This is a genomic window from Methylotenera sp. (assembly GCF_036401095.1).
Taxonomy (GTDB): Bacteria; Pseudomonadota; Gammaproteobacteria; order Burkholderiales; family Methylophilaceae; genus Methylotenera.
This window is the reverse complement of record NZ_DASWWA010000001.1, coordinates 251,983-278,064: the sequence shown is the minus strand read 5'-3', so window position 1 is coordinate 278,064 and position 26,082 is coordinate 251,983. Positions and strand designations below refer to the sequence as shown.

Genomic DNA, 26,082 nt, shown 5'->3' with positions numbered 1-26,082 from the left:
TCTATTGCATGAGCAACACTTACTGGCTGGCTAAAAAATTGGAATTAAGCTTTACATAAGATATACAAATGTAAAACTAAGTAAATTAAGCGCTAATGATAACTGTTCTCATTTAGAATTGCAACTATTATGTATGATTAGCTTCATAATCATTAATCGGTCACTTTCAGCGATGAAGGCACTGACTGCTTAGGGATAAAATTTGCATCATGCACCTCAATATCAAAAATGATTCAATATAACATTGTGCTAAAGACCAATATAAACATACGCTTATGTGTGGCTAGCTTGCTGCTAATCACTCAACACGCTTTTGCTGAAGATAGCATCTGGTACCAAGATCAACATGCTCAGCAAAACGACCCACTGCAAACTAAACTATTTGCATTGCCAAAACTCACGGATGGCTATCAATCGCCAGATTCACCGTGTGCAGAGCAACTATCTGCATCCACTTTTGCCAAGCCTCTCACATTAGCTGAAGTTGCCAATGCCAGTTTGTGCAATAACCCACAAACCAGTGAGGTTTGGGCCAGCGCACGCGTGCAGGCAGCGCAGTTAGGTGTTGCTAAATCAGCTTACCTGCCAACGTTAACCGACAATATTGGCACCAATCTGAGCGTACTCCATCCAGAATCAGCAACACGTAGCAACCCCAACTTGAATCTAAGCAATAGCCTAGTGGCAAGCTATCTTTTATATGACTTTGGTAACCGTAATGCAAACTTAGAAAGCGCACGCCAGTTGTTACTTTCAGCTAGTGCTAGCCAAAGCAGCACGGTACAAAGCGTGCTGCTCGCAGCCACCGTTGCGTTCTATCAAGTACAAGCCAAGACTGCTGCGGTAGAGGCTGCATTACAGGCAGAGCGTGCGGGTAACGAAAGCTTTAAAGCTGCTGAGGCCAGATACAACGCTGGCGTATCTACCCCAGCAGATAAGTTGCAGGCGCAAACCGCTTACGCACAACTCACGCTAACCCGCATTACTAACGAGGGCAGTTTGCAAACCGCTTATGGCAACTTGGCAAATGTGATGGGCTTACCTGCCAACCAGAAAATACGCGTAGTGAGCAATACCGCCATGCCATCCGCCAACATATTAAGTGATGTCAATTCACTGATAGAACAAGCCAGCACACGACGCCCCGACCTGATTGCCAGCGAGGCTCAGCTTAAAGCCGCACAAGCAAGCATTGATGCCAGCAAGGCTGCAGCTAAGCCTACCGTTTCGGTTTCCATGTCCAACAACCTGCAAGATGGGTCTAGCCTGGCCACCAGCAACAACTCTACCTTGGGATTGACTGTGGCAATCCCGCTATTTAACGGATACGCCCCAACTTACAGAATACGTGCCGCCGAAGCGACTGCAGATTTACGCGCGGCACAGCGTGACCGCTTACGGCTGCAAATTTCATTAGATGTATGGACGGCTTACCAGAACTTACGCACCGCACTAGAATCAGTAAGCGCGACCGAAGTGCTGGTAGCAAGTGCAGATCAGTCTTACCGCGTAGCGCTTGGGCGCTACAAAGCAGGTGTAGGTAATATTATTGATACGCTCAACGCACAAAGTGCCTTAGCCAGCGCACAGCAACAACAAATTCAGGCAGCGCTTAACGCCAACATTACACGCGCTACATTAGCTCAGGCCATGGGTTCACTGGATCATGCCATGATTCAATCGCTACCGAGCGCAACCGTTAATGCCTCGCCTACCACGAACACTCCTTCAATCGATTAGCTCGCTATGAAACTATTTAAAAACATCATCCTGATTATTGCGTTCATCGCATTAAGCGCTGCTGCTTATTTCTATTACCAGCGCACGCACCAGGCCAACCCAGCTGACACCTACCGCTTATCGGAAATCACACAAGGCGATATTGAACAGACCGTATCGGCAAACGGTACACTCAATCCAGTAACGCTGGTAAGTGTAGGTACACAGATTTCCGGTATCGTTAAAAAGCTGTACGTAGACTTTAATGATGCGGTGAAAAAGGATCAGGTGCTATTAGAGCTGGATAACTCGCTATTTATGGCGCAAATCAGCCAATCGCAAGCCAGTGTACGCAACAATCAGGCCGCTGTTGAATTAGCACAGGCTAATGAAAAACGCATACGCCAGCTATATGCACAGGAGTATGTATCAAAACAGGAGCTAGATACCGCAGTACAAGTATTGAAGTCTGCAAAAGCACAGTTAGACAGCGCACGCGGCCTGCTAGCACGTGACCAGACCAACCTTAATTTCACGATCATCCGCTCACCTGTTTCAGGCGTGGTGGTAGATCGCGTGGTAGACGTTGGGCAAACTGTTGCCGCCAGCTTTCAAACACCAACGTTGATTAAAATTGCACAGGATTTATCAAAAATGCAGATTAACTCCAGCTTTGCAGAGGCCGATATTGGCAATATCAAAGTGGGACAAGTTACCAAGTTTAATGTGGATGCATATCCCAACCGCAATTTTGAAGGGGTAGTTAAACAAGTACGCCTTAACCCAACCAACACCTCAAATGTAGTCACCTACGACGTAGTAATCTCAGTGGATAACAACGAACAACTGCTACTGCCAGGCATGACCGCTTACGTGAACATTGGCGTTGCCAAGCGCGAGCAGGCATGGTTGGTACCCAACGCGGCATTACGCTACAAACCAAAGCTAGACAACAACACTACAGACAGTGCGAAAAACGAACCACGCAAAAATGCGAGTGGTCGTAAAAAGGGGAATAAAGGCTCAGACCTTAACACCGGTAGCATTTATATCTTAAAAGATGGCAAGCCTTTAGCAATTAAAGTGCACACCGGCATTACCGATGGACGCAATACCGAAATTACCGGCCAAGATTTAAAAACACATGGCATCAATATAGGTACGCAAGTGATTGTGGCTGAGTTGCAAAGCAATGGACAAGCACAGTCTGGCGGCAATATGCGCGGGCCTAGAATGTTCTAGATTGGATATCAGCCATGCAAAACAGCGTTATTGAAGTCCATCATCTATACAAAGACTACCAAACAGCAGCAGGGCCATTTCCGGTGCTTAAGGATGTTAACCTAAGCATAGAAAATGGTGACTACGTGGCCATTATGGGGCACTCAGGTTCAGGTAAATCCACGTTTATGAACATCCTGGGTTGCCTGGATAAACCGAGCAAAGGTGAGTACATATTAGATGGTCACCCAGTTGCCAATATGGAGCAAAATGCGGTGGCGCAAGTGCGCAACAAAACCATAGGCTTTGTGTTTCAGGGCTTTAATTTATTGGCGCGCTCCAGCCTGCTGGATAACGTGGCGTTGCCGCTGGTATATGCCGGGGTTGATAAAGCAGAGCGCCACGCCCGCGCCAAGATACTGTTAGAAAAAGTAGGTCTGGCTAAATATCTGAACTCACGCCCCAATCAAATCTCTGGCGGTCAACAGCAGCGAGTAGCCATTGCACGCGCTCTGGTAAACAAGCCTAGGCTCATTCTGGCGGATGAACCCACTGGTAATCTGGACAGCACGACTAGCGAAGAAATCATGGCACTATTTTCTGAACTCAACCAAGATGGCATCACTATTGTATTAGTAACCCATGAAGCTGATATTGCAGAACATGCCAGCCGCCAAGTGCGATTCTTAGACGGCAGAATTGTGCAAGACACTCGCACCAAGGAAATTGGCATGACATCCACGCAAACCATTAGTGAGACTATTTAATGTTTACTGCAATGCTAGGTGAAGCATGGCATGCCATGGGCGCTAACCGCTTACGCACGTTTTTAACCATGTTAGGCATGGTGATAGGCGTAAGTGCAGTGGTCTTGATGATGGCGATTGGCCAAGGTGCTGAGGCCGCAGTTAAACGCTCTATTAGTGCAATGGGTAGCAACCTGTTTGTAGTACTCTCAGGCCCGCCAACGGCTGGTGGCGCCAGATCAGCCACGGGTAACGCACCATCGCTGAATGTGAAAGATGCAAATGCGGCCGCTGAACTTGACGGTGTAATTGGGGTTGCACCGGTGACCATGGGTAAGGCACAAATCGTGTTTGGCAGTAATAACTGGAATACCGACATCATCGGCACCACCCCTAGTTATTTAGACATCCGTGGCTGGAGCTTAAGTGACGGCTATGCTTTCTCTGAGTCCGACCTACGCTCGGCCACCCGTGTAGCACTGATAGGCCAAACCATAGCCCAAAATATCTTTGGCGACAATATTGACCCTATTGGCAAAACTATCCGCATCAAACAAAGCCCATTTGTGGTTTTAGGTGTGCTGGATAGCAAAGGCCAAACCTTGGACGGTCGCGACCAGGACGATACCATCATTGTGCCGCTCACCACCGCGCAGCGTAAACTTTTTGGCAACCAACTGCCGGGCAGCGTCAGGCAAATCATGGTGCAGGCGGAGTCTGACAACACCATGACCATGGTGGAAGAAGGCTTGAACAGCTTGCTGAACCAGCGTCACAACATCCGCGAAGGTGCTGAAAGTGACTTTTCGGTACGCAACCTAACGGCTATTGCCAACTCCGCAGCGGAAACCACACGCACCATGTCACTGCTGTTAGGGGCAATTGCTTCAGTTTCTTTACTGGTAGGCGGCATCGGCATCATGAACATCATGCTGGTATCGGTGACAGAGCGCACCCGTGAAATAGGCATACGCATGGCAATTGGCGCACGCCAGCGCGACATCTTATTACAGTTCCTGTTGGAGGCAATTGTCATCTCGATTGTCGGCTGCTTAATCGGAATTGCGATAGGCGTAAGCGGAGCCATCATGGTGAGTACTATCACCAAAGCTGAGATTATTATTTCAGTAAACTCTGTAGCCATTGCATTTGGTGTGGCTGCCAGCATCGGCGTATTTTTTGGGTTTTATCCGGCACGTAAAGCCGCAAGGCTAAACCCGATTGAGGCCTTACGTTATCAATAATGTGATGTAGAGACTGATATGCAATTAGAGCCATAAAGGGGGATCAAAACCATGCGTAAATTGTTATACCCCACTTTAGTTTTCGGACTCTTAATACCCGTCCATAACTTTTGCGACTTGTGATGCAAACGCTGAAGGGTCAACCTCATACTTAAAAGCTGAAACTTTTATATACACCTTGCCTGAAGTAAAAGCTTGGAGAAAACTGGTGTACGCAACACCTGGTAGAAAAGTAACAACAATACCAAGTTCCGACCATCAGTCATTGATTGAAGGGCAATGTTATTGGTCAGTTACTTTATTTGAAGATACGCCCGAAAAATATACGCGCTGGAATGAATTTTACATTCGAGATAAAGACAAACATGTTCTTGTTGATGACATTACTGGCGGAGATCCGATGACATTGAAACAATGGAGAGCTCAACAAAAACGGGGGAGCTCTTACCAATCATTCAAATGAGAGCGGCCCCTTAATTCAAACGTTAGGCAACATGGAATAATGGAAACATTATTAACCTTCTATATCATCACCATCATTCCTTCCGCTATTGCATGCCATTACATCGCAAAGACTTGGGCTTGCAATCGTGTTCAATGGGCTGCGATTGGCTTCTTCTTTGGCATATTTTCCCTTTTATTTATTGCTCACAGCAAGCCAGAGCAATCCAAAAAATGAAGGTTGCTAAAATGTTAAGCAACGACACACCTACCACCCGCTACTCACATTAATCATAGTTGTGAAATTTATTGTGACGTAAAATCTAAGCAACATACAAAAAAATGGCGCAGTATTCACTGCGCCATTTTTCAACTCACTCACTCAGTAAGCGACTACTTACTCTCGCTCACAAAGCCTAATTTAGAGACCCCTGCATTTTGTGCATCGGCCATCACTTCAGCCAAAATCTGATAACGTGTTTCTTTATCCGCACGGATATTCAGTTCTGGTTGTGGCTTTTGCTGCGCCACTTGTTGCAGTTTTGATTTCAACTCACCATCAACCAACGGTGCATCATTCCAGTACATTTTGCCTGCCGCATCAATCGCGATTGAAATCACTTCAGGTTTTTCAGGAATCGGCTGACTGCTGGTTTGTGGTAAATCAATCTTTACCGCATGCGTAAGCAAGGGAGCAGTAATAATAAATATCACCAACAACACCAACATCACATCGACTAATGGCGTTGTATTAATCTCAGACATAGGTGCTGAATGAGATGAAACACCTGCATTATGACCTGACCCTATCATGCTGACGCACCCACTACATGCATAGTTTGTTGCACAGCATCATTGTGCTTATGCGCATCACGTTTAGTGCTCATAACTGCGCCAGTGATAATCAAGGTATGCAGTTCATAACCAAACTTTTCTAACTCAGCAGATAACGCACGGTTACTACGAACAATTGCGTTGTACGCCAACACAGCAGGAATCGCTACAGCCAAACCAAACGCCGTCATAATCAAAGCCTCACCTACCGGGCCTGCCACTTTATCCAAAGTTGCCTGACCGCTTAAGCTAATGCTTGCCAACGCGTGGTAAATACCCCAAACCGTACCAAATAAGCCCACAAACGGAGACACACTGCCTACAGATGCCAACACAGTAAGGCCGCTCTCCATATTCGCACTTTCTTCAGCAATACTGCGATTCATAGCGCGTGCAACAAATTCGTCTTGCGCGACAATTTCTACAGCTTTAGCTGCGTGTAGTTTGTGATGTTCTGCGGCTAGCACTGCCTTTTCTGCCAATCTAGCCATGCCTGTTGCTGAGGCTTGCTGACCTTGTTTTACAGCAGCCGCTAAGCTTGGTGCTTGCCAAAATGCAGCTAGATAAGCTTTATAAGCACTACGTGTACGCCATACAGCGATGCTTTTTGTCACAATAAAATACCAGCTTGCAACAGACATTACCAACAGCACCAAAGCCACCAGCATAGAAACTGGCCCACCAGCCGTGATAAATTCCCAACTATTAAATTCATACCCGTTTTGCATCATTTACCTCGCTTCATTTGTAATCTGTACATTAATCTTATAGTCTAAATCTTGCGGCTTAATCTTATGGTCTAACTATTCAGTGAAAAGTTGATTGGCACTAATACGTATGCGCTCATTGGCTTATTGCTGCGTTTGGCCGGTACAAAACTCCATTTCTTCACCGCTTCAACCGCTGCTTCATCTAACTTGCTATGACCACTGCTTCTATCCACTTGCACAGTCGTAGCTTTACCCTCTTCTGACACCAACACCTTGAGTAATACTTTACCTTGCTCGCCCATACGTCTTGCTGACATAGGGTACGCCGGTGCAGGGTTATTTAAGTAAGCAGCGCCAAAACTTGGTGGCTCAATCGCTGGCTCAGGCGCTGCTTTTGCCTTTGCCACCTCAGCCACAGCTTCGCTCGCTTTTGCCGCCGGCTGTAAATCGGTAGGTGTATTTTCAGCAACAACCGGTGTTTCCACTTTCTCTGTTGTCACTGGCTCTTTTTGTTCGATTTTTCTCGCCGCATCATCGTTTACCACGCGTGGCTGCTCTACCACCTTTTGCGGTTTAACAACGGCTTTTTTAACTACCGGCTTTTGCTCCACCACCGGCAAAGGTTTTTCTTCCGGCATATTTTCAACATGGCTCACCAGACTCACCATCATCGGCGTCTGTGGCTTCTCTAGCTCAACAGTTTCCGGTTTAGCATAAAGAATGCCAACCAACCCGGCCATATGAAGCAGCAGCACGGTGATGAGCAACTTGTAAGAAACTTTATCCTCTGCTGCAGATGCAGTACTTGCATATGCGTTAAGCGGCGTAGCTTTTACATTTAATTTACCGGCGCCCTCTACGCTACTAACAACAGGATCCAAGAAGAAATGAGGATTCACCGCTAACTCTGAACTTGATACCATATCTTCCTCCCATCCTATTGCAAAAAACCAATTTCCATCGGTTACAGTCAGTACTACTTAGTTAAAATCAACTTACCTTGGCTAGTGAGTCTTAAACGGTAATCCTCACCGAAATGCTTAATCACCAACTCACGCGCACCTGCGAACAAAGCCTCACTCGTGGTTTCTTTCACGGGGGCAGTCTGCGCAAGTTTAGGTGCATTTTTCTTGTCATTAAGCATCATTCATCTAACTTTAGTATTCGGTTAAGTTTTGGGATGCTTACACATCAACAAACTCGAAGCACAATGATAATTGTTATCATTTAGATTTGTCAATCTATTTATTGCCAAATCATGCGCTATGTTATTGATTCTATTTAGTTGAGCACATCAGTGCACGTTGTAATTGATTGCTGTTGGCTTACTATAAACAGCCTGTTCTTGCTGATATAGTGTTAATCGAGTTGTAGCATCTGCCAACAGCATTTTTAACGAATTAAGTGCGCTGCCCTCTATGCGCAAACTAATGGCGCCAATTTCCAATTCAGCCACACTACAGCCCTCACAAAACACAATTCGGCCTATTTCATTTTTTGATAACAAAACACGCGAGCATGACTCTTCATTGTTCATTGCTTGCTCCTGCTTATTATTTTTTTCCATCTCGCACCTATTTAGTGAGTATCAATTTATTTTGCTTGGTCACACGTAAAATGTACGTCTCGTTCTCGTGATCTATCATTACCTCTTTTACATTGGTAAATAACTTATCACTGTGCAATCTCTTAATCCTTGTAATCTTAATGTCTTCATGCGTACGTTCAGTGTCTGTCACGATCGCTATATCAAAACTCATGTGCTCTTTAGAGGTTAAATTAGTAATGATTTTCATGATGGCTGCCCAATTGATACGCTCAATTAAAAAAGATGGTCGACTTACATAAGCAATTAACTTAACGCAACCATAAATGACCGATTAAGATCAAGGAGACGCATGTTGCCATGCAGTACTACATTTAAGCTGCTGTTAGGAGCAACTCAAATTCTGTTGCCAGCCGTTACACACGGTTAGCGTAATATTCAACCACCAGTTGCACATCCACCGGGAAAGGCACATCAGCAATCGCTGGCAAGTGCGACACTTTGACCAACTGCTTATCCGCCTCCCATGCCAGCCATTCTGGACGCTCTAATGATGGCTGTTTAATTGTTTCAACCACCATAGGCATATTTTTACTTTTGGCTTTAATCGTGATTTCATCCCCTACGTTCAAGCGAATCGAAGGGATATTGGCAGGCTTGCCATTCAACATAAGATGTCCGTGACTTACCAACTGGCGCGCAGCAATCACCGTAGGCGCAAATCCAGCTCTAAACACCACGTTATCCATACGGCGCTCTAACAACTGTAATAATCGCTCGCCAGTTGGCTCTTTGCCTTTACGCGCGTCTAAAATCAATCTGCGCATTTGTGTTTCTGTTAGCCCATAGTTAAAGCGGATTTTTTGCTTTTCAAGCAACTTCACCCCAAAGTCAGAACGACGCTTGCGTGAAGCTTTATTGCCATGCTGGCCAGGCGGCGTTGGGCGCGCCTCTATCGTTTTACGTGACAACCCTGGCAAATCAATCCCCAGTGCGCGCATCACCTTTAATCTTGGGCCAATAAATCGTGACATCTTGTTTCCTTATTTATTTGATATTAATTAACTTATTGCAATGTGTTATGGCTTGCCAGCAACCAGCTATCTTCGGCTCCGTACTCACTCACGATACGCGCCCATTGTTGCACTAGACGCTCGGCAATATCTTCGATCAACTTGGTATCTGCATATTCTGGTGCCGTCAGCTTATTGGCTAACTCACTCGCCAATATCGCCAACTCTTGCGTTGGCTTCAATGCATATTGCGTAGCAACACAGCAAATTGCCGCCATTAACTCTTTAGCGGTTGGCAACTCTGGGTCAAACAATTCACTTGGTGCTTTTAATGATGTAACTTGTTTTTGCATATTTTCACTCGCTTCTTATTGCTTTAACACTTACGCCTGATGCAACTCTGTTTGCATCACTAATCTCGCCACAGCCTTACGCATCATTTCATTCATCATAAAAAAATTGCGCACTTCAAGCCGTAAAGAAGTATCACCGATCTCCAGTTCAACAATGTCTTTAGCTTTGTTGTACAACACTTTGCAATCCTCATTACCGGTTAGCTTTGCTTGGCTAATAATTAATTGCTTACTCATGATTTACTCCAATCCAGAAGTTAATTAAATGATAATGATTCTCATTTATTAAGTCAACTGTTAATTTTGACTAAATTACTAAGGTATTATTGATGGCGATTATTCAACCCAGCACGGCCTACAAAGTGAATACCATTAGCTATGTAAGTAAAGTGACTGACGGCCTTCTCATGATTAATATTAAGTACCAATCATGAATACCAATAGCTCGCCAATTGATGGGTGCGCGCATAATCCTTTTCAAGAACTAGCCTTGTGGGACAGCCCAAACGCTGGTTCTAAATTAAAACTAATTATTGTGGAGAACGATTATGTGGACATCACCATCAGCAACTGAAATGCGTTTTGGCTTTGAAGTAACAATGTACGTAATGAATAAGTAATTTGATTTCAGCAATAAAAAAGGGAGCAATTGCTCCCTTTTTTATATCACACCATTGGTTTATAGGTACTTCACGACCATCGCATTACTTAAGTCGCCAGCAACGATTGGCAGCTTTACGTAGTAGCCACTACCCGATGCCTCTTGTATTGGCTCACCTTTTTTATTAAATAGGTTTTCCACAACAATATCCTGATTACCTGTTGGGTGAATCACCTGCAAGCGATCACCCACGGCAAACTTATTGCGCGCCTCTACATCAGCCAAGCCTTTTTCTGCATCATAAGCCACTACGTCACCTACATATAAACTGCGGCTAGAGCTAGAGTAACCTTGTTTGTAATTTTGGTGCTCTGCTGTGTGGTGGCGTTGATAAAAACCATCGGTATAGCCACGATTTGCCAAATTCTCTAAATCACCTAGCAGATTCCAATCAAATGGACGGCCAGCCAGCGCATCATCAATGGCCTTGCGGTAGTTTTGGCTAGTGCGCGCCACGTAATAGCGCGATTTAGTACGTCCTTCAATCTTGAGGGAGTCCACGCCCATTTTAATCAAGCGCTCCACATGCTCAATGGCACGCAGGTCTTTACTGTTCATGATATAAGTACCGTGCTCATCTTCTTCAATCGGCAATAATTCACCAGGACGGCCTTTTTCTTCAATCAAGTAAACCTTATCCGCCAATGGATGACGGGGCAAACTGCCACAACCAGACAAGCTGGACTTTTCCATCTCAGCCTTAAAATCAAACTGATCCAAACGAATCACACCAGCGGCATCTTCTGCTGCGTCATGCACTTTATAATCCCAGCGGCAGCTATTAGTACAAGTACCTTGATTGGGGTCGCGCTGATTAAAATAGCCCGAAAGTAAGCAACGACCAGAGTAGGCTATACATAAAGCACCATGCACAAACACTTCCAGTTCCATATCCGGGCAGCGTTGGCGTATATCTTCAATTTCATCTAAAGATAACTCACGCGATAAAATTACACGTGTGAGGCCTAGCGCCTGCCAGAATTTCACCGTCGCATAATTGACAGTATTGGCTTGCACAGATAAATGCACCGGCACTTCAGGCCACTTCTCGCGCACCATCATAATCAAACCTGGGTCAGACATAATCAGGGCATCTGGACGCATAGCAATTACAGGCGCCATATCTGCCATATAGGTTTTAATCTTGGCGTTATGTGGCGCGATATTGCTCGCAACAAAGAACTTCTTACCGCGCGCATGCGCCTCTTTGATGCCAATCTCAAGGTTGGCCATCGTAAAATCATTATTACGCGCACGTAAGCTATAACGTGGCTGCCCGGCGTAAACGGCATCTGCGCCATAATCAAATGCTGTACGCATACGGTCTAAATCGCCCGCTGGGGCCAAAAGCTCAGGTATTTTCATCACAATTACTTCACTTAAATTTCTATAAAATCAAAAGTACGATGCCAGACAAGCGCCAATAAAGCACAAGCGCCGTGGCATATCATTAATAACTAAGGTGAAATTTATTAACATGCAGCACCCTAGGCAAGCTTGTACTGGTTTTACTCGCCGATAATTTTCACCAACACACGCTTCTTACGTCTACCATCAAACTCGCCATAGAATATTTGCTCCCAAGGGCCAAAATCCAGATCGCCATTAGTAACCGCCACTACTACTTCACGCCCCATGATTTGACGCTTCATGTGCGCGTCTGCATTATCCTCGCCAGTATCATTGTGACGATAGCTGCTCACAGGCTCGTGTGGCGCAAGCTTTTCTAACCATTGCGTGTAGTCATGATGCAAGCCGCGCTCATCATCATTAATAAACACACTGGCTGTAATATGCATAGCATTAACTAACACCAAGCCTTCACGCACACCACTTTCACGCAAGCATTCACGAATTTGCTCGGTAATACGAATAAACGCCACGCGTGTAGGTGGGTTAAACCAAAGTTCCTTACGATAGCTTTTCATCAAATAGTCCTTAATTTTCAATAGCCTAATTTTAACATTGCATTATCTGTTTCAGACAAATAATTTCCACATTTTAATCATGGTCAAAAAAAATGGCCTCACATTGGAGGCCATTTCATTATTAAATATTAACTTTATATTTTCACATCATATTGTTGGCTAAATGTCTTACCTTCATTATCTGTCGCTACTGCCTCTAATTTGCCTGCTGAAGCTGGAATAAAACTAAATTTGAAATAAGGGTCTTCCGCTGTACCCACGCCGACATCTACAGTCATCAGTGGCTTACCATCATAAGCAAAATCAACCTTATTAATATAAAACGCTGGTACATAACCTTGAGACACCAAGTCACGCTGTAAACCAGTGCGCATAATATGCTTGATATTAAAAGTTGCCACGGTTGGTGTGCCGAACTTGGCCGGCGCTTCCACATTCATTTTAATACGGCCGGCAGCAGCGCGAATCTCTGCCTCATTGTTCTCTACCATACCGCCACAGCCACCAGCGGCACGAATCACACGCGACCCCAAGTAGAGCTTACCATCTTCAGTTTCACCAACTAAACGTACGTATGCGTCAGTTTCAAAGCGAATACGTGTTGATAATTGAAAATCCCCCAGTGCATCCGTCAAATGATAAGTAGCGGTTAATGGAATCGGGTTTGCATCTACAAACGCATATAACTTCTTGATGACCACACCATTGGCTGCCGCACGATCAATGCTATAGGTGACAGGCACCTGCGCGCCGCTTTCTGCACGCTTCGGTGCTTCAATCTTGATGAAGTCCACCTCTTTCATTTCACGCTTTGCGAAAAAAGCTTCTTTCATTACTGCCCATAATTTAGGGTCGGCCTCTGCATTAGTATTAGCAATAAAAGCTAGAGACAACCCCACCGCAACAGCAAGTTTACCTACCCATCTTTGAAACTGCATAACCATACGATACGCTCCAAATAATATTTATTTTAACAAGACTTAAGACAAACAATTTTGCAAAATAGTTCTACAGGCTAACGACTAACAGAGAAAGCAACACCACCCCATTAACTACGCTCATTTTCCATGTAGAAAAACAACTCTATACCATTACCCACCGGATCTTTAAAATTGATTTGCTTCACGTTCAACACCGGCAAGTCTCGGGTAGTGTAGTGAATACCATGGCTTTTTAAATGTGCCTCCATTGCAGGCAGGTCGGTACAGGTAAATGAGATATGATCTATGGTGGTGAGCACATTGGTTAATGGCTCCCCTTCACCACGATACTCTGCTAAGTGCAGCACATGCGTATCACCAATATAAAGCCAAAAACCTCTACTGGTAAAACCCTCACGCGGCCCAACCTTTAAGCCAAGTACATCGCAGTAAAAATCCTTGAGCTTTAACATCGTCTCGTAAGGCGTGCGTAAATTGTAATGATTAAGCTGGGTGACTGGCATAGTATGACTTCAGTAAGTTGAGGTGGTAAGCCGATAAGCTTTCGGCAATATTAATTGAAACACTTTAACATCTTTGCTGCATTGCGTAACTAGCACAAAGAGATGAAATACAGGATTAATCGCCTTCAAACTCGCATAGTGAATAAGGCACCAGCCCAGCATCACTTAAGCGCTGAGCCCCGCCTAAATCAGGCAAGTTGATAACGAAGGCACAGCCCACCACCACGCCACCCAGTTTTTGTAGCAAGGCCACTGATGCTTCGGCGGTACCGCCTGTTGCAATCAGGTCATCGACTAATAGCACGCGTTCACCTTGCGTAATGGCATCAGTATGAATCTCCACACGGTCAGCACCGTACTCCAAAGCGTAATCATGGCCTATGGTCTCCGCAGGCAACTTGCCAGATTTACGAATCGGCACAAAGCCTACACCCAGCTTATACGCCAGTGCTGCGCCGACAATAAAGCCGCGCGCTTCTATACCTGCGATTTTATCTATAGATTGGGTAGCATAATGCTGTGCAAACGCATCAATCACCATACGAAAACCTATCGGGTCTTTAAGTAATGTGGTGATATCGCGGAACTGAATACCCTGCTTGGGGTAATGGGGGATAGTGCGGATAAGGGATTTTAAAGGCATAAACGCTTACACCATGTTGAAGCACATTGAGTAGCCAGCCCTAAAAACATTAGGACCAGCCAACTCATGTGGGAATTTAGAAGCAATACTTAATCTTCCAGAATACAATTCACGATACGAGAACTAGGCACATCCACGTAGACAGTACGAATAGTACGGCAAGCGGATGTAACAACGTTATCGTGAAGTGAAATGCATTTTACGCCGCTGGGTTTTGTGAACGAACGCGGATGTGCAGTTCACGCAATTGTTTCTCATCCACTTCGTTTGGTGCATTGGTCATCAAGCACTGTGCACGTTGTGTTTTAGGGAAGGCAATTACATCACGGATAGATTCTGCACCCGCCATCAATGTTACCAAACGGTCTAAACCGAATGCCAAACCACCGTGCGGAGGTGCACCGTATTGCAATGCGTCTAGCAAGAAGCCAAACTTCTCTTGCGCTTCTTCACGGCTGATTTTCAGTGCGTCGAACACTTTAGACTGCACTTCTTGCTGATGGATACGCACAGAACCGCCGCCTACTTCCCAGCCGTTTAGGACCATATCGTAAGCTTTTGATAAACAGGCACCGGGGTTAGCCGCTAGCAAATCTTCGTGACCATCTTTTGGTGCAGTGAACGGATGGTGTAATGCTACCCAACGGTCAGCATCTTCATCATGTTCAAACATCGGGAAGTCTACCACCCACAATGGCGCCCATGCGCGACCATCTACATGGCCTTTATCGTGACCAACTTTAAGGCGCAACGCACCTAAAGCTTCGTTCACTACTTTAGTTTTATCTGCACCGAAGAACACGATGTCGCCATTTTGTGCGCCAGTGCGCTCAATAATCGCCTGCAATGCTGTCACGTGAATGTTTTTAACAATCGGGCTTTGCAAGCCTTCTTCATTCAACTTAGTGATGTCGTTAATCTTGATGTAAGCCAAGCCTTTAGCACCGTAGATTTTTACAAACTCGGTGTAGGCATCAATTTCAGAACGGCTGATTGCCGCGCCATTTGGCACGCGCAATGCAGCTACACGGCCACCCACCATATTGGCAGCGCCAGCAAACACTTTAAAGTCCACGTCTTTCATTACATCTGAAAGCTCAGTGATTTCTAAGGTCACGCGCATATCTGGCTTATCTGAACCGTAGCGGCTCATGGCTTCAGCAAATGGCATACGTGGGAATTTAGCTGGCAGGTCTACGTTTTGAACTGCTTTAAGCATTTGGCGGATCATTTCTTCCACCAAATCCATAATGTCGTTTTCTTCCATAAACGATGTTTCAATATCCACTTGCGTGAATTCTGGCTGACGGTCAGCACGCAAGTCTTCGTCACGGAAACATTTAGTGATTTGGAAGTAGCGGTCAAAGCCAGACACCATCAACAATTGTTTAAACAATTGTGGTGATTGTGGCAATGCAAAGAACTGGCCATGATGCACACGGCTTGGTACTAGGTAATCACGCGCGCCTTCAGGTGTGCTACGTGTAAGCATTGGTGTTTCAACTTCGATAAAGCCGTTAACATCTAGGTAATCACGCAAGGTTTTAGCCACGCGGTAACGCAACATCATGTTTTTTTGCATCGTCGGGCGGCGCAAATCAATATAGCGGTGTTCTAAACGCACGGTTTCAGTTAGGTTTTCATCATCTAACATAAACGGCGGCGTGAGTGATGGGTTTAACACCTCAATCTCGGTCGCCAGCATTTCTACCTCACCCGTAGGCAAGTTAGGGTTAACTGTGCCTTCTGGGCGCGCACGTACTTTACATACCACTTTTAGCACAAACTCACTGCGCACAGTTTCTGCAACGCTAAATGCGTCTTTAGTATCTGGGTCGATCACAATCTGCGCTAAACCTTCACGGTCACGCAAATCGATAAAAATAACACCACCGTGGTCACGGCGACGATGTGCCCAACCACATAATGTGACAGTTTGACCAATGTGTTCGCGGTTTAAGTGGCCGCAGTAATGTGTACGCATCATAATTTAATTGTTTGAATATTGAGTTAAAAGTTTTGGAATCTTAGGTACAGGCGCAACTACGCCCATAGAAATAATATATTTAAGTGCTTCGTCTACCGTCATTTCAAGCTCTACCACATCCGCTTTCGGCATCATCAAGAAAAAGCCGCTGGTCGGGTTTGGTGTAGTTGGCACAAAAACGCTGACATAATCACCTTGCAAATGATTTGCCACATCGCCGCCGGGCGTACCGGTTAAGAACGCGATAGTCCACGCACCCTCCCGCGGGAACTGCACCAGCACGGCTTTACGAAAAGCATTGCCTGAATCTGAAAACAAAGTATCAGATACCTGCTTTACGCTAGAGTAAATCGACTTCACTACTGGCAGATGATTAAGCAGTTTTTCCCACAATATAATGAGCTGCATGCCAAAGAAATTGGTCGCAATCAAACCTGTCGTTAAAACGATTAACACGGTTAAAATCGCGCCGATACCTGGGATATCACGCCCCAACAAGGTATGCGGATGCCAAGCTTCAGGCAACAACAACAAGCTTTGATCCATCACCGCGATGAAAGACTTTAGCACCCAGATGGTAATCACCAACGGCACTAAGACTAACAAGCCTGTAATAAAGTATTTTTTCATTCGCGTGATTTATTCAGCCGCTACTAGTGACAAGCGCAACCTGTGGCGCAAGCAGCTGGCGCTGCAGCACTGGGCTCACTTGCAGACGCAGATGCTGCTGAATCATCAGATTTAGCAGGCTTACTTGCACCGCCGCCTTTAAAGTCAGTCGCGTACCAGCCACTGCCCGTTAACTGAAAGCTGGGCGCTGAGAGTTGCTTGGAGAAAGTCTCCTTAGCACATTGCGGGCAAGCTTCTACGCTTGCAGCACTCACTTTGCGCATGACTTCTGCTTTGTGTCCGCAGCTACTACATTGATAATCGTAAATAGGCATAGAAAATCACCGTTCTTAATACGTTAAATAACCAGCGATTATACCTGAATCCATTGCAATTTTATTGCAGCTAACACCGTAGCGATTTAACCAGCAAAGACTATCGAGTTTTACTCGTCACTATCATCATCTTGTTGATTTTTAAGGCGACGCGCCTTCACGCTTTCCGCCAGCATATCTAACAAGGGTAAAGTTTCTTCCCAGCCTAAACATGCATCGGTAATCGACTGACCATAGGCCAATTCGCAGCCTGGAGCATGGTCCTGACGCCCGGCTTTCAGATGCGACTCAATCATCAAGCCCATAATACGATCATCACCCGCACGTAACTGCTCGGCTACATTTGCAGCCACTTGTGCCTGCAACTGATATTGGCGCTGACTATTAGCGTGAGAGCAATCAATCATCACTTTGGCATTTAAGCCAGATTGCGCCAGCTCAACCGCCGCCGCTTCTACACTTGCGGCATCGTAATTAGGAGTTTTACCACCGCGTAAAATCGCGTGACAGTCTTCATTACCGGTAGTAGAAATAATGGCTGAACGGCCTTCTTTAGTCACAGACAAGAAATGGTGCGGGCTAGCTGCTGCTTTAATCGCATCGACTGCAATACGGATATTGCCATCGGTACCATTTTTGAAACCCACCGGGCAAGACAAGCCAGAAGCTAACTCACGATGAATTTGGGATTCTGTCGTACGCGCACCAATCGCACCCCAGCTCACTAAGTCAGCTGTATATTGTGGCGTGATGGTATCTAAAAACTCGGTGGCGGCAGGCAAGCCTAACTCGTTCACTTCTAACAAGAAGCGCCTTGCCAGCTCCAGACCGGCATTGATATTAAAGCTACCATCCAAATGTGGGTCGTTAATCAAGCCCTTCCAGCCCACAGTAGTGCGTGGCTTTTCAAAGTAAACCCGCATTACGATCAATAACTCGTTACTATACTTGTGGTATTGCTCTAGCAAGCGCTTTGCATACTCGATACCTGCCGCATAATCATGAATAGAACATGGCCCAATCACCACCAATAGGCGGTCGTTGGCGCTATGCAGAATACGATGTATATCGGCACGGGTTTTAACGATCATATCCGTAGTGGCTGCACTAGGCTCAAGTCTATTCAACAGCACAGACGGCAACGTCAGCTCTTTGATTTCGATGATGCGCACATCATCAGTAATAATTTTTTGGACTGGGCTCATTTAGATAACTCATTGGTTGCAACAACTAAACACGTGCGCAACAGCAAAACACACAAACAACAAAGCCCGTATAGCGCGGGCTTGTAAACAGTAATACGATGACATAACAGTATGCCACGGCTTTATACCGTGAGTTTTAAGCAAAAAAGCTGAACTCTCACACTTTTCTGCTTTTTTGCCTTTAAACCAATCGTCTCGTACGATTTTAACACTTTACAGCACACTTGATACAATTTAGTGGCATTTCCACCATCACGCTTAAGTTAAGCCTGCAGTCACAAGCTACCAACGCTACAAACCAGCACTGAAAAGCAAGCCTTCAAACACATCAACAGGCACAGGCCGACTAAACAAATAGCCTTGATAATACATACAGCCACTATCTAACAGTATGCCTTGTTGCACTTGCGTTTCAACCCCTTCTGCAATCACGTTCAGGTTTAAAGTATGGGCCATGGCGATAATTGTGCGCACAATGGCCTGATCGCTACCTTTAATTGCGATATCCTGCACAAATGAGCGATCTATCTTCAGCTGGTACAGCGGCAACAACCTTAGATACTGCAAGGAAGAATAGCCTGTACCAAAGTCATCCAACGAGAACCTGACACCAACCTCCTTCAACGCATCCATGATTTGAATCGCATCTTCAATATGATCCAATAGCGCACTTTCTGTTAATTCCAGCTTCAATAGCGCTGGGTTAATAGCGTGTCGTACAACAGCGTTAGTGACTTGTTCCACAAAGTCTGCTTGGCGGAACTGCTTAGCACTCACATTCACCGAAAGCGTTAGGCCGCTCGTAGTCTCACTATGCTCCCACCGCTTTAATTGTGCACAGGCAGAATCCAGCACCCATGCGCCTATCGATAGAATCATGCCGCAGTCTTCAGCAATCGCTATAAACTCATTAGGCGCAATTAAACCGCGCTCTGGATGCATCCAGCGAATTAGCGCCTCTGCACCCACAGCTCGGTCATCCAGACCAACCTGCATTTGATAAAACAGTTGGAATTCATTTTTATCAAGCGCCTTACGCAACTCGTGCTCCATATCCACACGCGCTTGAATACCCTCTTGCATTTTTGGATCAAAAAAGCTAAGTGCATTGCGTCCTAATTTCTTCGCCTGATACATGGCAATATCAGCCTGCTTTAACAGCTCGTCAGATTTCAGGTTGTTTTTACCAAATAAAGCAATGCCGATACTGGAGGTAATATGGTATTCATAACCTTTAAACTGATAAGGCTGAATAAACTTGGTCAGGATTTTCTCGCCTACCGCCTCTGCCTGAGTTGCAGCCTCTACCTCCTGGTCACTCAAGCCCTCCAAAATTACTACAAACTCATCACCGCCCAAGCGGGCAACCGTATCACCCTCTCTCACGCAAGCGGTCAGGCGCTCGGCAACTTGCTGCAACAACAAATCACCTACATCATGCCCCAACGTATCGTTCAATGTTTTAAAGTGGTCTAGATCTAAGAACAATAGAGCACCGCTACGCCCAGTACGCATAGCAGAGGAGAGCGCATGACCGAGCCTATCCAACAACAAGCGCCTATTGGGCAGGTTGGTTAATGGATCATAAAGTGCTAAGTAATTACTTTTATCTTCCGCCGCTTTACGCTGTGTAATATCGGTGCGGATAGAAATGTAGCTCTGCGGCTTGCCATCTTCACCGAGAAAAGGCGCAATCGTAGTATCTACCCAATATAAGCGGCCATCTTTGGCACGATTGCATATTTCATCATGCCAAACCTGGCCGTTAGCAACGGTACGATACATTTCTTTAAAGTAACCCTTGGGATGATAGCCAGAATTCAGAATGGCATGGTCTTGCCCGATCAGTTCTTCAACCGAATATCCACTGATTTCACTGAACTTATCATTAGCGTAAGTAATACTGCCTTTAACATCGGTGACGGCAACAATCGCATGTTTATCCAGGGCATATTTTTGGCACTTCAGCTCCTCCAACGATTTTTTTGCAAGGGCTTCACTCAGCAGCAGCGCATCCTGCGCCTGACGTAAGTCAGTCACATCATAGAACCAGCCCAATATTGCGGCAGCCCCTTCATAATGCACTGGGCGATAAGATGCCATCACCCAGACTGGCCCCTTACCCTCCACTATCAGCTGGATTAATTTATCATTGATTGCGTGTCCACTATTAACATGCGCTAGTAGCGCCTCGTACTCATCGGCTTGTGCATAATACAATTTAGGATTACGCCCCATCACCTTCTCTGCCGGGCAATTAATCAGCTCGGTATAACGTTTATTCGCGAACAAAACCTTGTCGCCGGATGAGGTAGCAATGCGCACAGCGATAGGGCTGGTTTCCAACATCTGAATCACACGCTCTTTACTCTCACGGTCGGCATCAGCCGCCAGCCGCTTGGCTGTCACATCATGAATGACGCAAACCAGCTCAGCTGATTGGCCGTGTTCACCATAAACTACATGGCGGCTGTCTGACACCCAGCGCACCGTGCCATCAGCCAATACAATGCGATACTCCAGCGCCACACTGGATTGCTCAAATACAGCGCCCATTGCCAATTGCGCTTGTGCGCGATCAGCTGGGTGAATGAGTTTTATCCAGGTATCGATATCGTCTATCAGCGCTTGCTGCGCCAACCCGCAAAGCTTTTCTATCGCTGCATTGACGTGATTAACCCTGAAATCTGGCGCACTCGCGGTCCAAATCACTTCTTCAACCGAGTTTAGAATATTGGTGAGGTAACTTTCGGTTTTACGGATTAGTGCTTCACTATTTTGACGCTCGGTGACATCCTGTACCGTACCCCGCGAGCAAGTCGGATTACCTGCGGCATCATAATCAGACGTGCCACGCTCATGCACCCACTTCACAGAGCCGTCTGCCAGCAATAAGCGGTGAGTGATATCATATGTAGCATGGTTAGCAACCGATGCCTTGAATGCACAATCTACTGCTTCACGATCGCAAGGATGCACTGCATTTAAAAACGCTTCATAATTTGCATGGAACTGGTGTTCATCAATTTCAAATATATGAAAAATCTCCTCACTCCAAAGCAACTCCCCTGTCTGCCAATCTAGCGACCAACTCCCTACTTGCGCAATCCGCTGCGCCTCTACCAAAAGCGTTTTACTTCTAAGCAGACTTTGCTCTGCTTGCGTGCGTTCCACATCGTGCGCATGCAATAAACTTTGCATTTTTGCCAGCTCAGCCAGCACGCTATTGTCTTGCGCAGGCGTGACAGTAATAGGTACAGAAAAGTCACCGGCTCCTATCCTAAAAATATGCTGATATACCTCATTTGCACTTGCCCCCAATGTTGAATGCAGTGCTCGATAGGTTCGCCATATATATAATATTGTCCAGAATGCAACCAGTATGAACAGTATCCTAAACACAGTTGCCACGCGCTTGGCGTGCGCCACTGCACGCAATGTACGGCGATCCATCATCAAAAAGGTCTCGTTAATTGGCCCCATGATTTTGGACTTAGCTTGATGGTAATTGTTATCCAACAGCATCTGCGCGGCTTTTAAGCGGTTCGCATCAACATCTGGTGTTTTCAACTCAGCAAACCGCATCGCTTCAAACTCCAAGGCGGTTAAATCATCTGAATACTGTTTTGCAGAGGCGAGCTTATTCAACTCATCCTGTGTAAATCCGGCATCACGCATCATCTCTAATAGCGCAATGCCTTTGCCATGTGTGGATGGTGGCGGCAATTTACCCACCAGCACCATATCCCAGTAAGAATGAAAGTAACCCTCAGGAAGCGGGATTTTGCCGTTACGAACATCTAGAATATTTTGGAAATAACGCTTGTATCGGGCATCCCCCGTTAACACGTAAGATCTCACCATTCGCGTCAAGTCATCTGATGTCTGCCTGAGTTGACTTGCTAACTGATGAGAAAGATAGCGAGACTCACTGGCTGCATCCAGTTGCTTCTCGGTATACACATAGTAGCTAAACGCAGAAGCTAAGAGTGCCAGTATTAATACGGCAAATCCAGTCTTCTGGCGGAAAAAGTACGCAATTGCATTCATGTTGAGCACCACCTTAAAGCACTAAATGTGATGACCAACTAAACACACGCCAACAGTGATTTGGCTGCAAATATAATTCAGATTTTGAATATGCAGATTAACTACATCGTGAAGTACACCACACATAAACCTTAGCCCCTTTAAGGAATGCTTGTTTTATTACGGATTAATCCAATAACAAAACCCTTGGAGGCGGCTTCTAGACCCCACTCACTTTACATACCAACTTTAGATTAGTTTTGAACACCATTTTTAATGGTTCAGGCAATTTAACAAACTTAATTAGCTTAATCAATCACAGATTGCCTACTATTTGATATAAAACAAAGACTTCAATCATTGGTGCCTGCCCGAGGTAGCAACAGTAGGCGAGCGATCAACTGATACAACTAGTATTCCGGCAAGATTTGATAGCAAAACAAGCACAACTCTGGCATAACTGATGCTAGTTAAGTTTTTATCATTTTAGAACTCATGCACTTAAACAGACGACTTGAGATGCGCCCTTATAAACGCGAGTTCCTGCACAGAAGCCTCTTGGGATTTAGCAATCAGCGCATGATAGTTTTCCAACACTTTAACGCCAAACTCTGTTAGCTTAGCACCGCCACCGTGGCTACCGCCTACACTGCTCGCAACCAGCGGCTGATCAAAGCACTTATTGACTTCATCAACCAGCTGCCAAGCGCGGCGGTAAGACATTTTCATTTGCTTAGCTGCAGCGGAAATCGAGCCGCACTCATGGATTAAAGCTAAGAGTTCAGCTTTTCCTGGCCCCATCGCTGTTGCCGGCCCATTAGATATTCTAATTTTGATCTGATTATTTAGCATGTCGCCAATTATAGTACCTAAAAAATTAAAAGCACCTAGCCAGCAAGCTTAATATGGCCTTGCAACTATATTTAGTCAGGGAAAATTATACTAACATCATCGCTATATTCATTGAAACATAGCGAGGTTTGTGCTTAAATTGCGTCTTCTTAAAAAATTACAATAATCATTGTCCTATGAAGAACTCGTCCAACCTGAGCGCACCTTGCCAACCAACCCGCACCAAGCCATATACAAGTGCGTTATGTGCGCCGATTTTATTAGCTGCAAGCATGCAGTACGCATCTGCTGCGGAAGGCACTAGCGGCACATACTACGTAGAGCGTAAAAGCTATGGCACCTCACTGGAAACCGAACCGCCAAAATACGTAAAACAGCTTAATAAAACATGGTTAAAAGATGTGAGCGGGCTGGAGGATGTAAGCTGGCTATATATAGGTTTAGACCACAGAATTAGATACGAGCACCGCGACAATGACTTTAGGCGCGCCAAAGACGTGATTGATGATCCAATCTTGCTCAGAACACGCGCTTATGTTGGCATTAAGGACATTTTGGACCCACTGCGCTTTGCAGTAGAGATAGGCGACGCCAGACGCAACCATAGCCAATTCAGCCGTGAGTTCGACACGCGCGACGTTAACCAAGGTGAGGTAGTACAGGCTTATTTGGAACTGTTTTTCAAAGAGACTCCACTAGGCAAAGATGACTTAGGCAACAATCGCCCAATTAGTATTAAAGTTGGCCGCCAAGCGCTGGAGCAAGGCGATAAGAGGCTGGTAGCACGTAATGGTTATCGCAACACTACCAATAACTTCGAGGGAGTGCGTGCCATTATCGGCCAGCAAAGCAACGACTGGCAATTAGAAACCTTTGCATTCAAACCGGTGCAACGTTTTACGGTGCAAGCAGACGAAGATAACGATGCGCAACATTTTTATGGTGCGCTGGGCAATTGGAGAAGATGGTCTGAAGTCATTAACTTACAACCTTACTACTACCTGCTCAAACAAGATGGCGACAAAGTTAAATATGACCTCAATGGCCGTGATGAAACAAGTGCAACGCGCAGAATCGACCGCACCATCCATACCGCAGGCTTACGCGCATACGGTGTGTTAGGCAAAACTGGCTGGGATTACGACACCAATTACGTTAAACAATGGGGCGAGCAAGATACCAGCCTCACCAATAAAACTAAAATCGACCATGATGCTTACGCCTACAACGCAGAGGTGGGCTATACGTTCGACCAATCTTGGAAACCTAGATTAAGCGGCTTCTATGGCGTGGCAACAGGCGATAAAAGCTCAACTGACAAGAAAAACCAGCGCTTTGAACGCCTGTTTGGATTTGCACGCCCATGGTCTAACAGCGATACCATGGAAATGTCTAACATCCGAGCAACCAAGCTGAGAGTAGAGTTTGACCCTAAAGTCAGCTTTATCAAAAACTTGAAGATTGACGCTGGCTACAACTGGTACCGCCTAGAAAGCGACACCGACAGCTGGGGCCCAGCCACACTGCGCGACACCAAAGGCCTAAGCGGCAGCGACATTGGCGAAGAGTTCGATATCACGGCGCGCTTCCCGATTAACAGCCAAATCTACACCTCGATTGGCTATGCCCACTTTATGGCAGGTAACTTTACGAAAAACGCTACGCAAATTTCAAGCAACAAAGACGACCCTACACGCAGAGATGATTCCGACTATCTATACGTGCAATTTGAAATCAGTGCGTTCTAAATTATTCACATAGGAATTTGGAGTTTATGATGCAATTCAATCAATATTTAAAAGTAGCAATCGCCAGCATCTGCTTAGCGTTAGCTACCAGCCTAAATGCTGCGGAAAACAAAGAGGCGGTGGTGGTGTTTGCGGCGGCCAGCCTTACCAACGCCATCAATGAAATCTCGGCCAATTACGAGCAAGAGAAAGGGGCGCAAATTAAAACATCGTTTGCAGCGTCATCTGCTCTTGCCAAGCAAATCGAGAATGGTGCACCCGCAGATATTTTCATCTCTGCAGACACCAAATGGATGAATTATTTAAAAGACAAACATGCGTTAAAAGACAATACTGTGTCTAACTTGCTGACTAACCACTTGGTGCTGATTGCACCTGTGGGCAAGCGCTTTGATGTTACTATGAATAAATCTTTCGACTTTTTTGGTGCATTTAACGGCAAACTTTGTACCGGTGAAATGGCATCAGTACCCGTAGGCATTTACGCGAAGCAAGCGCTAACTTCTCTCGCATGGCTGGATGCAGGCCAATCTAAGATAGTGGGCACGCAAGATGTACGTGCAGCACTTACCTTGGTGGAAAGAGCAGAGTGCGCAGTAGGTATAGTGTATGAAACTGATGCAAAAATATCCAACAAGGTTGAAGTTATCGCGACCTTTCCAGATAATGTGCATGAGCCAATTTTGTACCCGCTGTCACTCACTAAAGACGCAAGCGCAAAGTCTGCAGACTTTTATGAATATTTAAAATCAGATAAGGCAAAAGCTATTTTTACTAAGTACGGTTTTACGTTCTTAGGAAAAAAATAACAAAC

At 45.6% G+C, this 26,082-nt stretch carries 29 protein-coding genes; 9 read left to right on the top strand and 20 right to left on the bottom strand.

Features of this window, described 5'->3' with window-relative positions; genetic code table 11:
* Positions 1–228 precede the first annotated feature (228 nt).
* The 6 genes from VGD82_RS01275 (at position 229) to VGD82_RS01250 (ending at position 5,609) form a co-directional block, all read left to right on the top strand.
* Positions 229–1,740, top strand: a complete 1,512-nt coding sequence (locus VGD82_RS01275; RefSeq protein ID WP_331018657.1) for a TolC family protein — start codon at positions 229–231, stop codon at positions 1,738–1,740.
* 6 nt (positions 1,741–1,746) lie between these two features.
* On the top strand, positions 1,747–2,961 hold the full coding sequence (locus VGD82_RS01270; RefSeq protein WP_331018656.1) for an efflux RND transporter periplasmic adaptor subunit: 1,215 nt from the start codon (positions 1,747–1,749) through the stop codon (positions 2,959–2,961).
* 14 nt (positions 2,962–2,975) lie between these two features.
* Positions 2,976–3,707 (top strand): ABC transporter ATP-binding protein, encoded by a 732-nt coding sequence (locus tag VGD82_RS01265; protein WP_331018655.1) that lies wholly within the window; start codon positions 2,976–2,978, stop codon positions 3,705–3,707.
* On the top strand, positions 3,707–4,930 hold the full coding sequence (locus VGD82_RS01260; RefSeq protein WP_331018654.1) for an ABC transporter permease: 1,224 nt from the start codon (positions 3,707–3,709) through the stop codon (positions 4,928–4,930). Before VGD82_RS01265 ends, VGD82_RS01260 begins: the two co-directional genes overlap by 1 nt.
* Before the next feature lie 208 nt (positions 4,931–5,138).
* Entirely contained in the window at positions 5,139–5,393 is a 255-nt protein-coding gene (locus VGD82_RS01255) for a hypothetical protein (protein WP_331018653.1), read from the top strand.
* Positions 5,394–5,432: 39 nt separating this feature from the next.
* Complete coding sequence (locus VGD82_RS01250) at positions 5,433–5,609, top strand: hypothetical protein (RefSeq protein WP_331018652.1); 177 nt, start codon at positions 5,433–5,435, stop codon at positions 5,607–5,609.
* A gap of 155 nt (positions 5,610–5,764) precedes the next feature.
* Here the strand turns inward: VGD82_RS01250 and VGD82_RS01245 are convergent, their stop codons facing one another.
* The 9 genes from VGD82_RS01245 to VGD82_RS01205 all read right to left on the bottom strand — a co-directional run bounded on the left by VGD82_RS01245 (position 5,765) and on the right by VGD82_RS01205 (position 10,064).
* Positions 5,765–6,184 (bottom strand): biopolymer transporter ExbD, encoded by a 420-nt coding sequence (locus VGD82_RS01245; RefSeq protein WP_331018651.1) that lies wholly within the window; start codon positions 6,182–6,184, stop codon positions 5,765–5,767.
* Entirely contained in the window at positions 6,181–6,933 is a 753-nt protein-coding gene (locus VGD82_RS01240; RefSeq protein WP_331018756.1) for a MotA/TolQ/ExbB proton channel family protein, read from the bottom strand. Before VGD82_RS01240 ends, VGD82_RS01245 begins: the two co-directional genes overlap by 4 nt.
* A 71-nt stretch (positions 6,934–7,004) precedes the next feature.
* Positions 7,005–7,838 carry an energy transducer TonB gene (locus tag VGD82_RS01235; protein ID WP_331018650.1) on the bottom strand — a complete coding sequence of 278 codons (834 nt, stop codon included), beginning with the start codon at positions 7,836–7,838 and terminating at the stop codon, positions 7,005–7,007.
* 53 nt (positions 7,839–7,891) lie between these two features.
* The gene (gene hemP / locus VGD82_RS01230) at positions 7,892–8,062 is read right to left on the bottom strand and encodes a hemin uptake protein HemP (RefSeq protein WP_331018649.1); all 171 of its coding nucleotides are present in this window, start codon (positions 8,060–8,062) and stop codon (positions 7,892–7,894) included.
* 147 nt (positions 8,063–8,209) lie between these two features.
* Positions 8,210–8,482, bottom strand: coding sequence for a hypothetical protein (locus VGD82_RS01225; protein ID WP_331018648.1), 273 nt, complete (start codon positions 8,480–8,482; stop codon positions 8,210–8,212).
* Positions 8,483–8,489: 7 nt separating this feature from the next.
* Positions 8,490–8,711 carry a hemin uptake protein HemP gene (locus VGD82_RS01220; protein WP_331018647.1) on the bottom strand — a complete coding sequence of 74 codons (222 nt, stop codon included), beginning with the start codon at positions 8,709–8,711 and terminating at the stop codon, positions 8,490–8,492.
* A gap of 166 nt (positions 8,712–8,877) precedes the next feature.
* Complete coding sequence (gene rpsD, locus VGD82_RS01215) at positions 8,878–9,495, bottom strand: 30S ribosomal protein S4 (protein ID WP_331018646.1); 618 nt, start codon at positions 9,493–9,495, stop codon at positions 8,878–8,880.
* 32 nt (positions 9,496–9,527) lie between these two features.
* On the bottom strand, positions 9,528–9,827 hold the full coding sequence (locus tag VGD82_RS01210; RefSeq protein WP_331018645.1) for a hypothetical protein: 300 nt from the start codon (positions 9,825–9,827) through the stop codon (positions 9,528–9,530).
* A gap of 30 nt (positions 9,828–9,857) precedes the next feature.
* Complete coding sequence (locus tag VGD82_RS01205; protein WP_135278745.1) at positions 9,858–10,064, bottom strand: hypothetical protein; 207 nt, start codon at positions 10,062–10,064, stop codon at positions 9,858–9,860.
* 311 nt (positions 10,065–10,375) lie between these two features.
* On the opposite strand from VGD82_RS01205, the gene pqqA reads away from it, so the two are divergent.
* The gene (gene pqqA / locus VGD82_RS01200) at positions 10,376–10,447 is read left to right on the top strand and encodes a pyrroloquinoline quinone precursor peptide PqqA (protein ID WP_135278826.1); all 72 of its coding nucleotides are present in this window, start codon (positions 10,376–10,378) and stop codon (positions 10,445–10,447) included.
* A gap of 59 nt (positions 10,448–10,506) precedes the next feature.
* Here the strand turns inward: pqqA and yegQ are convergent, their stop codons facing one another.
* The 11 genes from yegQ to VGD82_RS01145 form a co-directional block, all read right to left on the bottom strand.
* Positions 10,507–11,853: a tRNA 5-hydroxyuridine modification protein YegQ gene (gene yegQ, locus VGD82_RS01195; RefSeq protein WP_331018644.1), complete on the bottom strand. Its 1,347-nt coding sequence runs from the start codon at positions 11,851–11,853 to the stop codon at positions 10,507–10,509.
* A gap of 143 nt (positions 11,854–11,996) precedes the next feature.
* Positions 11,997–12,416 (bottom strand): secondary thiamine-phosphate synthase enzyme YjbQ, encoded by a 420-nt coding sequence (locus VGD82_RS01190; protein WP_015833053.1) that lies wholly within the window; start codon positions 12,414–12,416, stop codon positions 11,997–11,999.
* 134 nt (positions 12,417–12,550) lie between these two features.
* A complete protein-coding gene (locus VGD82_RS01185; RefSeq protein WP_331018643.1) occupies positions 12,551–13,360 on the bottom strand; it encodes a quinoprotein dehydrogenase-associated SoxYZ-like carrier in 810 nt (269 codons plus the stop codon).
* A 104-nt stretch (positions 13,361–13,464) separates the two neighbouring features.
* The gene (locus VGD82_RS01180) at positions 13,465–13,860 is read right to left on the bottom strand and encodes a VOC family protein (protein WP_331018642.1); all 396 of its coding nucleotides are present in this window, start codon (positions 13,858–13,860) and stop codon (positions 13,465–13,467) included.
* 115 nt (positions 13,861–13,975) lie between these two features.
* Positions 13,976–14,503: an adenine phosphoribosyltransferase gene (locus tag VGD82_RS01175; protein ID WP_331018641.1), complete on the bottom strand. Its 528-nt coding sequence runs from the start codon at positions 14,501–14,503 to the stop codon at positions 13,976–13,978.
* Between the two features lie 199 nt (positions 14,504–14,702).
* A complete protein-coding gene (gene aspS, locus VGD82_RS01170) occupies positions 14,703–16,490 on the bottom strand; it encodes an aspartate--tRNA ligase (protein ID WP_331018640.1) in 1,788 nt (595 codons plus the stop codon).
* Positions 16,491–16,493: 3 nt separating this feature from the next.
* The gene (locus tag VGD82_RS01165; RefSeq protein WP_135278751.1) at positions 16,494–17,120 is read right to left on the bottom strand and encodes a DUF502 domain-containing protein; all 627 of its coding nucleotides are present in this window, start codon (positions 17,118–17,120) and stop codon (positions 16,494–16,496) included.
* A gap of 23 nt (positions 17,121–17,143) precedes the next feature.
* Entirely contained in the window at positions 17,144–17,434 is a 291-nt protein-coding gene (locus VGD82_RS01160; RefSeq protein WP_331018639.1) for a zinc ribbon domain-containing protein, read from the bottom strand.
* Positions 17,435–17,544: 110 nt separating this feature from the next.
* Positions 17,545–18,639, bottom strand: coding sequence for a 3-deoxy-7-phosphoheptulonate synthase (locus VGD82_RS01155; RefSeq protein WP_331018638.1), 1,095 nt, complete (start codon positions 18,637–18,639; stop codon positions 17,545–17,547).
* 291 nt (positions 18,640–18,930) lie between these two features.
* Entirely contained in the window at positions 18,931–22,689 is a 3,759-nt protein-coding gene (locus VGD82_RS01150; protein WP_331018637.1) for an EAL domain-containing protein, read from the bottom strand.
* Between the two features lie 480 nt (positions 22,690–23,169).
* Complete coding sequence (locus tag VGD82_RS01145) at positions 23,170–23,520, bottom strand: winged helix-turn-helix domain-containing protein (RefSeq protein ID WP_331018636.1); 351 nt, start codon at positions 23,518–23,520, stop codon at positions 23,170–23,172.
* A gap of 176 nt (positions 23,521–23,696) precedes the next feature.
* On the opposite strand from VGD82_RS01145, the gene VGD82_RS01140 reads away from it, so the two are divergent.
* Both VGD82_RS01140 and modA read left to right on the top strand, forming a co-directional pair.
* Positions 23,697–25,268 carry an alginate export family protein gene (locus tag VGD82_RS01140; protein ID WP_331018635.1) on the top strand — a complete coding sequence of 524 codons (1,572 nt, stop codon included), beginning with the start codon at positions 23,697–23,699 and terminating at the stop codon, positions 25,266–25,268.
* Between the two features lie 26 nt (positions 25,269–25,294).
* Complete coding sequence (modA, locus tag VGD82_RS01135; protein WP_331018634.1) at positions 25,295–26,077, top strand: molybdate ABC transporter substrate-binding protein; 783 nt, start codon at positions 25,295–25,297, stop codon at positions 26,075–26,077.
* The last annotated feature ends 5 nt before the right edge of the window (positions 26,078–26,082 follow it).

Excerpts from the sequence above, each read along its gene's own strand:
- VGD82_RS01275 (WP_331018657.1), top strand. The coding sequence starts at position 229 with ATGATTCAATATAACATTGTGCTAAAGACCAATATAAACATACGCTTA.
- VGD82_RS01270 (WP_331018656.1), top strand. The coding sequence starts at position 1,747 with ATGAAACTATTTAAAAACATCATCCTGATTATTGCGTTCATCGCATTA.
- VGD82_RS01265 (WP_331018655.1), top strand. The coding sequence starts at position 2,976 with ATGCAAAACAGCGTTATTGAAGTCCATCATCTATACAAAGACTACCAA.
- VGD82_RS01260 (WP_331018654.1), top strand. The coding sequence starts at position 3,707 with ATGTTTACTGCAATGCTAGGTGAAGCATGGCATGCCATGGGCGCTAAC.
- VGD82_RS01250 (WP_331018652.1), top strand. The coding sequence starts at position 5,433 with ATGGAAACATTATTAACCTTCTATATCATCACCATCATTCCTTCCGCT.
- VGD82_RS01245 (WP_331018651.1), bottom strand. The coding sequence starts at position 6,184 with ATGATAGGGTCAGGTCATAATGCAGGTGTTTCATCTCATTCAGCACCT.
- VGD82_RS01240 (WP_331018756.1), bottom strand. The coding sequence starts at position 6,933 with ATGCAAAACGGGTATGAATTTAATAGTTGGGAATTTATCACGGCTGGT.
- VGD82_RS01235 (WP_331018650.1), bottom strand. The coding sequence starts at position 7,838 with ATGGTATCAAGTTCAGAGTTAGCGGTGAATCCTCATTTCTTCTTGGAT.
- hemP (WP_331018649.1), bottom strand. The coding sequence starts at position 8,062 with ATGATGCTTAATGACAAGAAAAATGCACCTAAACTTGCGCAGACTGCC.
- VGD82_RS01225 (WP_331018648.1), bottom strand. The coding sequence starts at position 8,482 with ATGGAAAAAAATAATAAGCAGGAGCAAGCAATGAACAATGAAGAGTCA.
- VGD82_RS01220 (WP_331018647.1), bottom strand. The coding sequence starts at position 8,711 with ATGAAAATCATTACTAATTTAACCTCTAAAGAGCACATGAGTTTTGAT.
- rpsD (WP_331018646.1), bottom strand. The coding sequence starts at position 9,495 with ATGTCACGATTTATTGGCCCAAGATTAAAGGTGATGCGCGCACTGGGG.
- VGD82_RS01210 (WP_331018645.1), bottom strand. The coding sequence starts at position 9,827 with ATGCAAAAACAAGTTACATCATTAAAAGCACCAAGTGAATTGTTTGAC.
- VGD82_RS01205 (WP_135278745.1), bottom strand. The coding sequence starts at position 10,064 with ATGAGTAAGCAATTAATTATTAGCCAAGCAAAGCTAACCGGTAATGAG.
- yegQ (WP_331018644.1), bottom strand. The coding sequence starts at position 11,853 with ATGAAAATACCTGAGCTTTTGGCCCCAGCGGGCGATTTAGACCGTATG.
- VGD82_RS01190 (WP_015833053.1), bottom strand. The coding sequence starts at position 12,416 with ATGAAAAGCTATCGTAAGGAACTTTGGTTTAACCCACCTACACGCGTG.
- VGD82_RS01185 (WP_331018643.1), bottom strand. The coding sequence starts at position 13,360 with ATGGTTATGCAGTTTCAAAGATGGGTAGGTAAACTTGCTGTTGCGGTG.
- VGD82_RS01180 (WP_331018642.1), bottom strand. The coding sequence starts at position 13,860 with ATGCCAGTCACCCAGCTTAATCATTACAATTTACGCACGCCTTACGAG.
- VGD82_RS01175 (WP_331018641.1), bottom strand. The coding sequence starts at position 14,503 with ATGCCTTTAAAATCCCTTATCCGCACTATCCCCCATTACCCCAAGCAG.
- aspS (WP_331018640.1), bottom strand. The coding sequence starts at position 16,490 with ATGATGCGTACACATTACTGCGGCCACTTAAACCGCGAACACATTGGT.
- VGD82_RS01165 (WP_135278751.1), bottom strand. The coding sequence starts at position 17,120 with ATGAAAAAATACTTTATTACAGGCTTGTTAGTCTTAGTGCCGTTGGTG.
- VGD82_RS01160 (WP_331018639.1), bottom strand. The coding sequence starts at position 17,434 with ATGCCTATTTACGATTATCAATGTAGTAGCTGCGGACACAAAGCAGAA.
- VGD82_RS01155 (WP_331018638.1), bottom strand. The coding sequence starts at position 18,639 with ATGAGCCCAGTCCAAAAAATTATTACTGATGATGTGCGCATCATCGAA.
- VGD82_RS01150 (WP_331018637.1), bottom strand. The coding sequence starts at position 22,689 with ATGAATGCAATTGCGTACTTTTTCCGCCAGAAGACTGGATTTGCCGTA.
- VGD82_RS01145 (WP_331018636.1), bottom strand. The coding sequence starts at position 23,520 with ATGCTAAATAATCAGATCAAAATTAGAATATCTAATGGGCCGGCAACA.
- VGD82_RS01140 (WP_331018635.1), top strand. The coding sequence starts at position 23,697 with ATGAAGAACTCGTCCAACCTGAGCGCACCTTGCCAACCAACCCGCACC.
- modA (WP_331018634.1), top strand. The coding sequence starts at position 25,295 with ATGATGCAATTCAATCAATATTTAAAAGTAGCAATCGCCAGCATCTGC.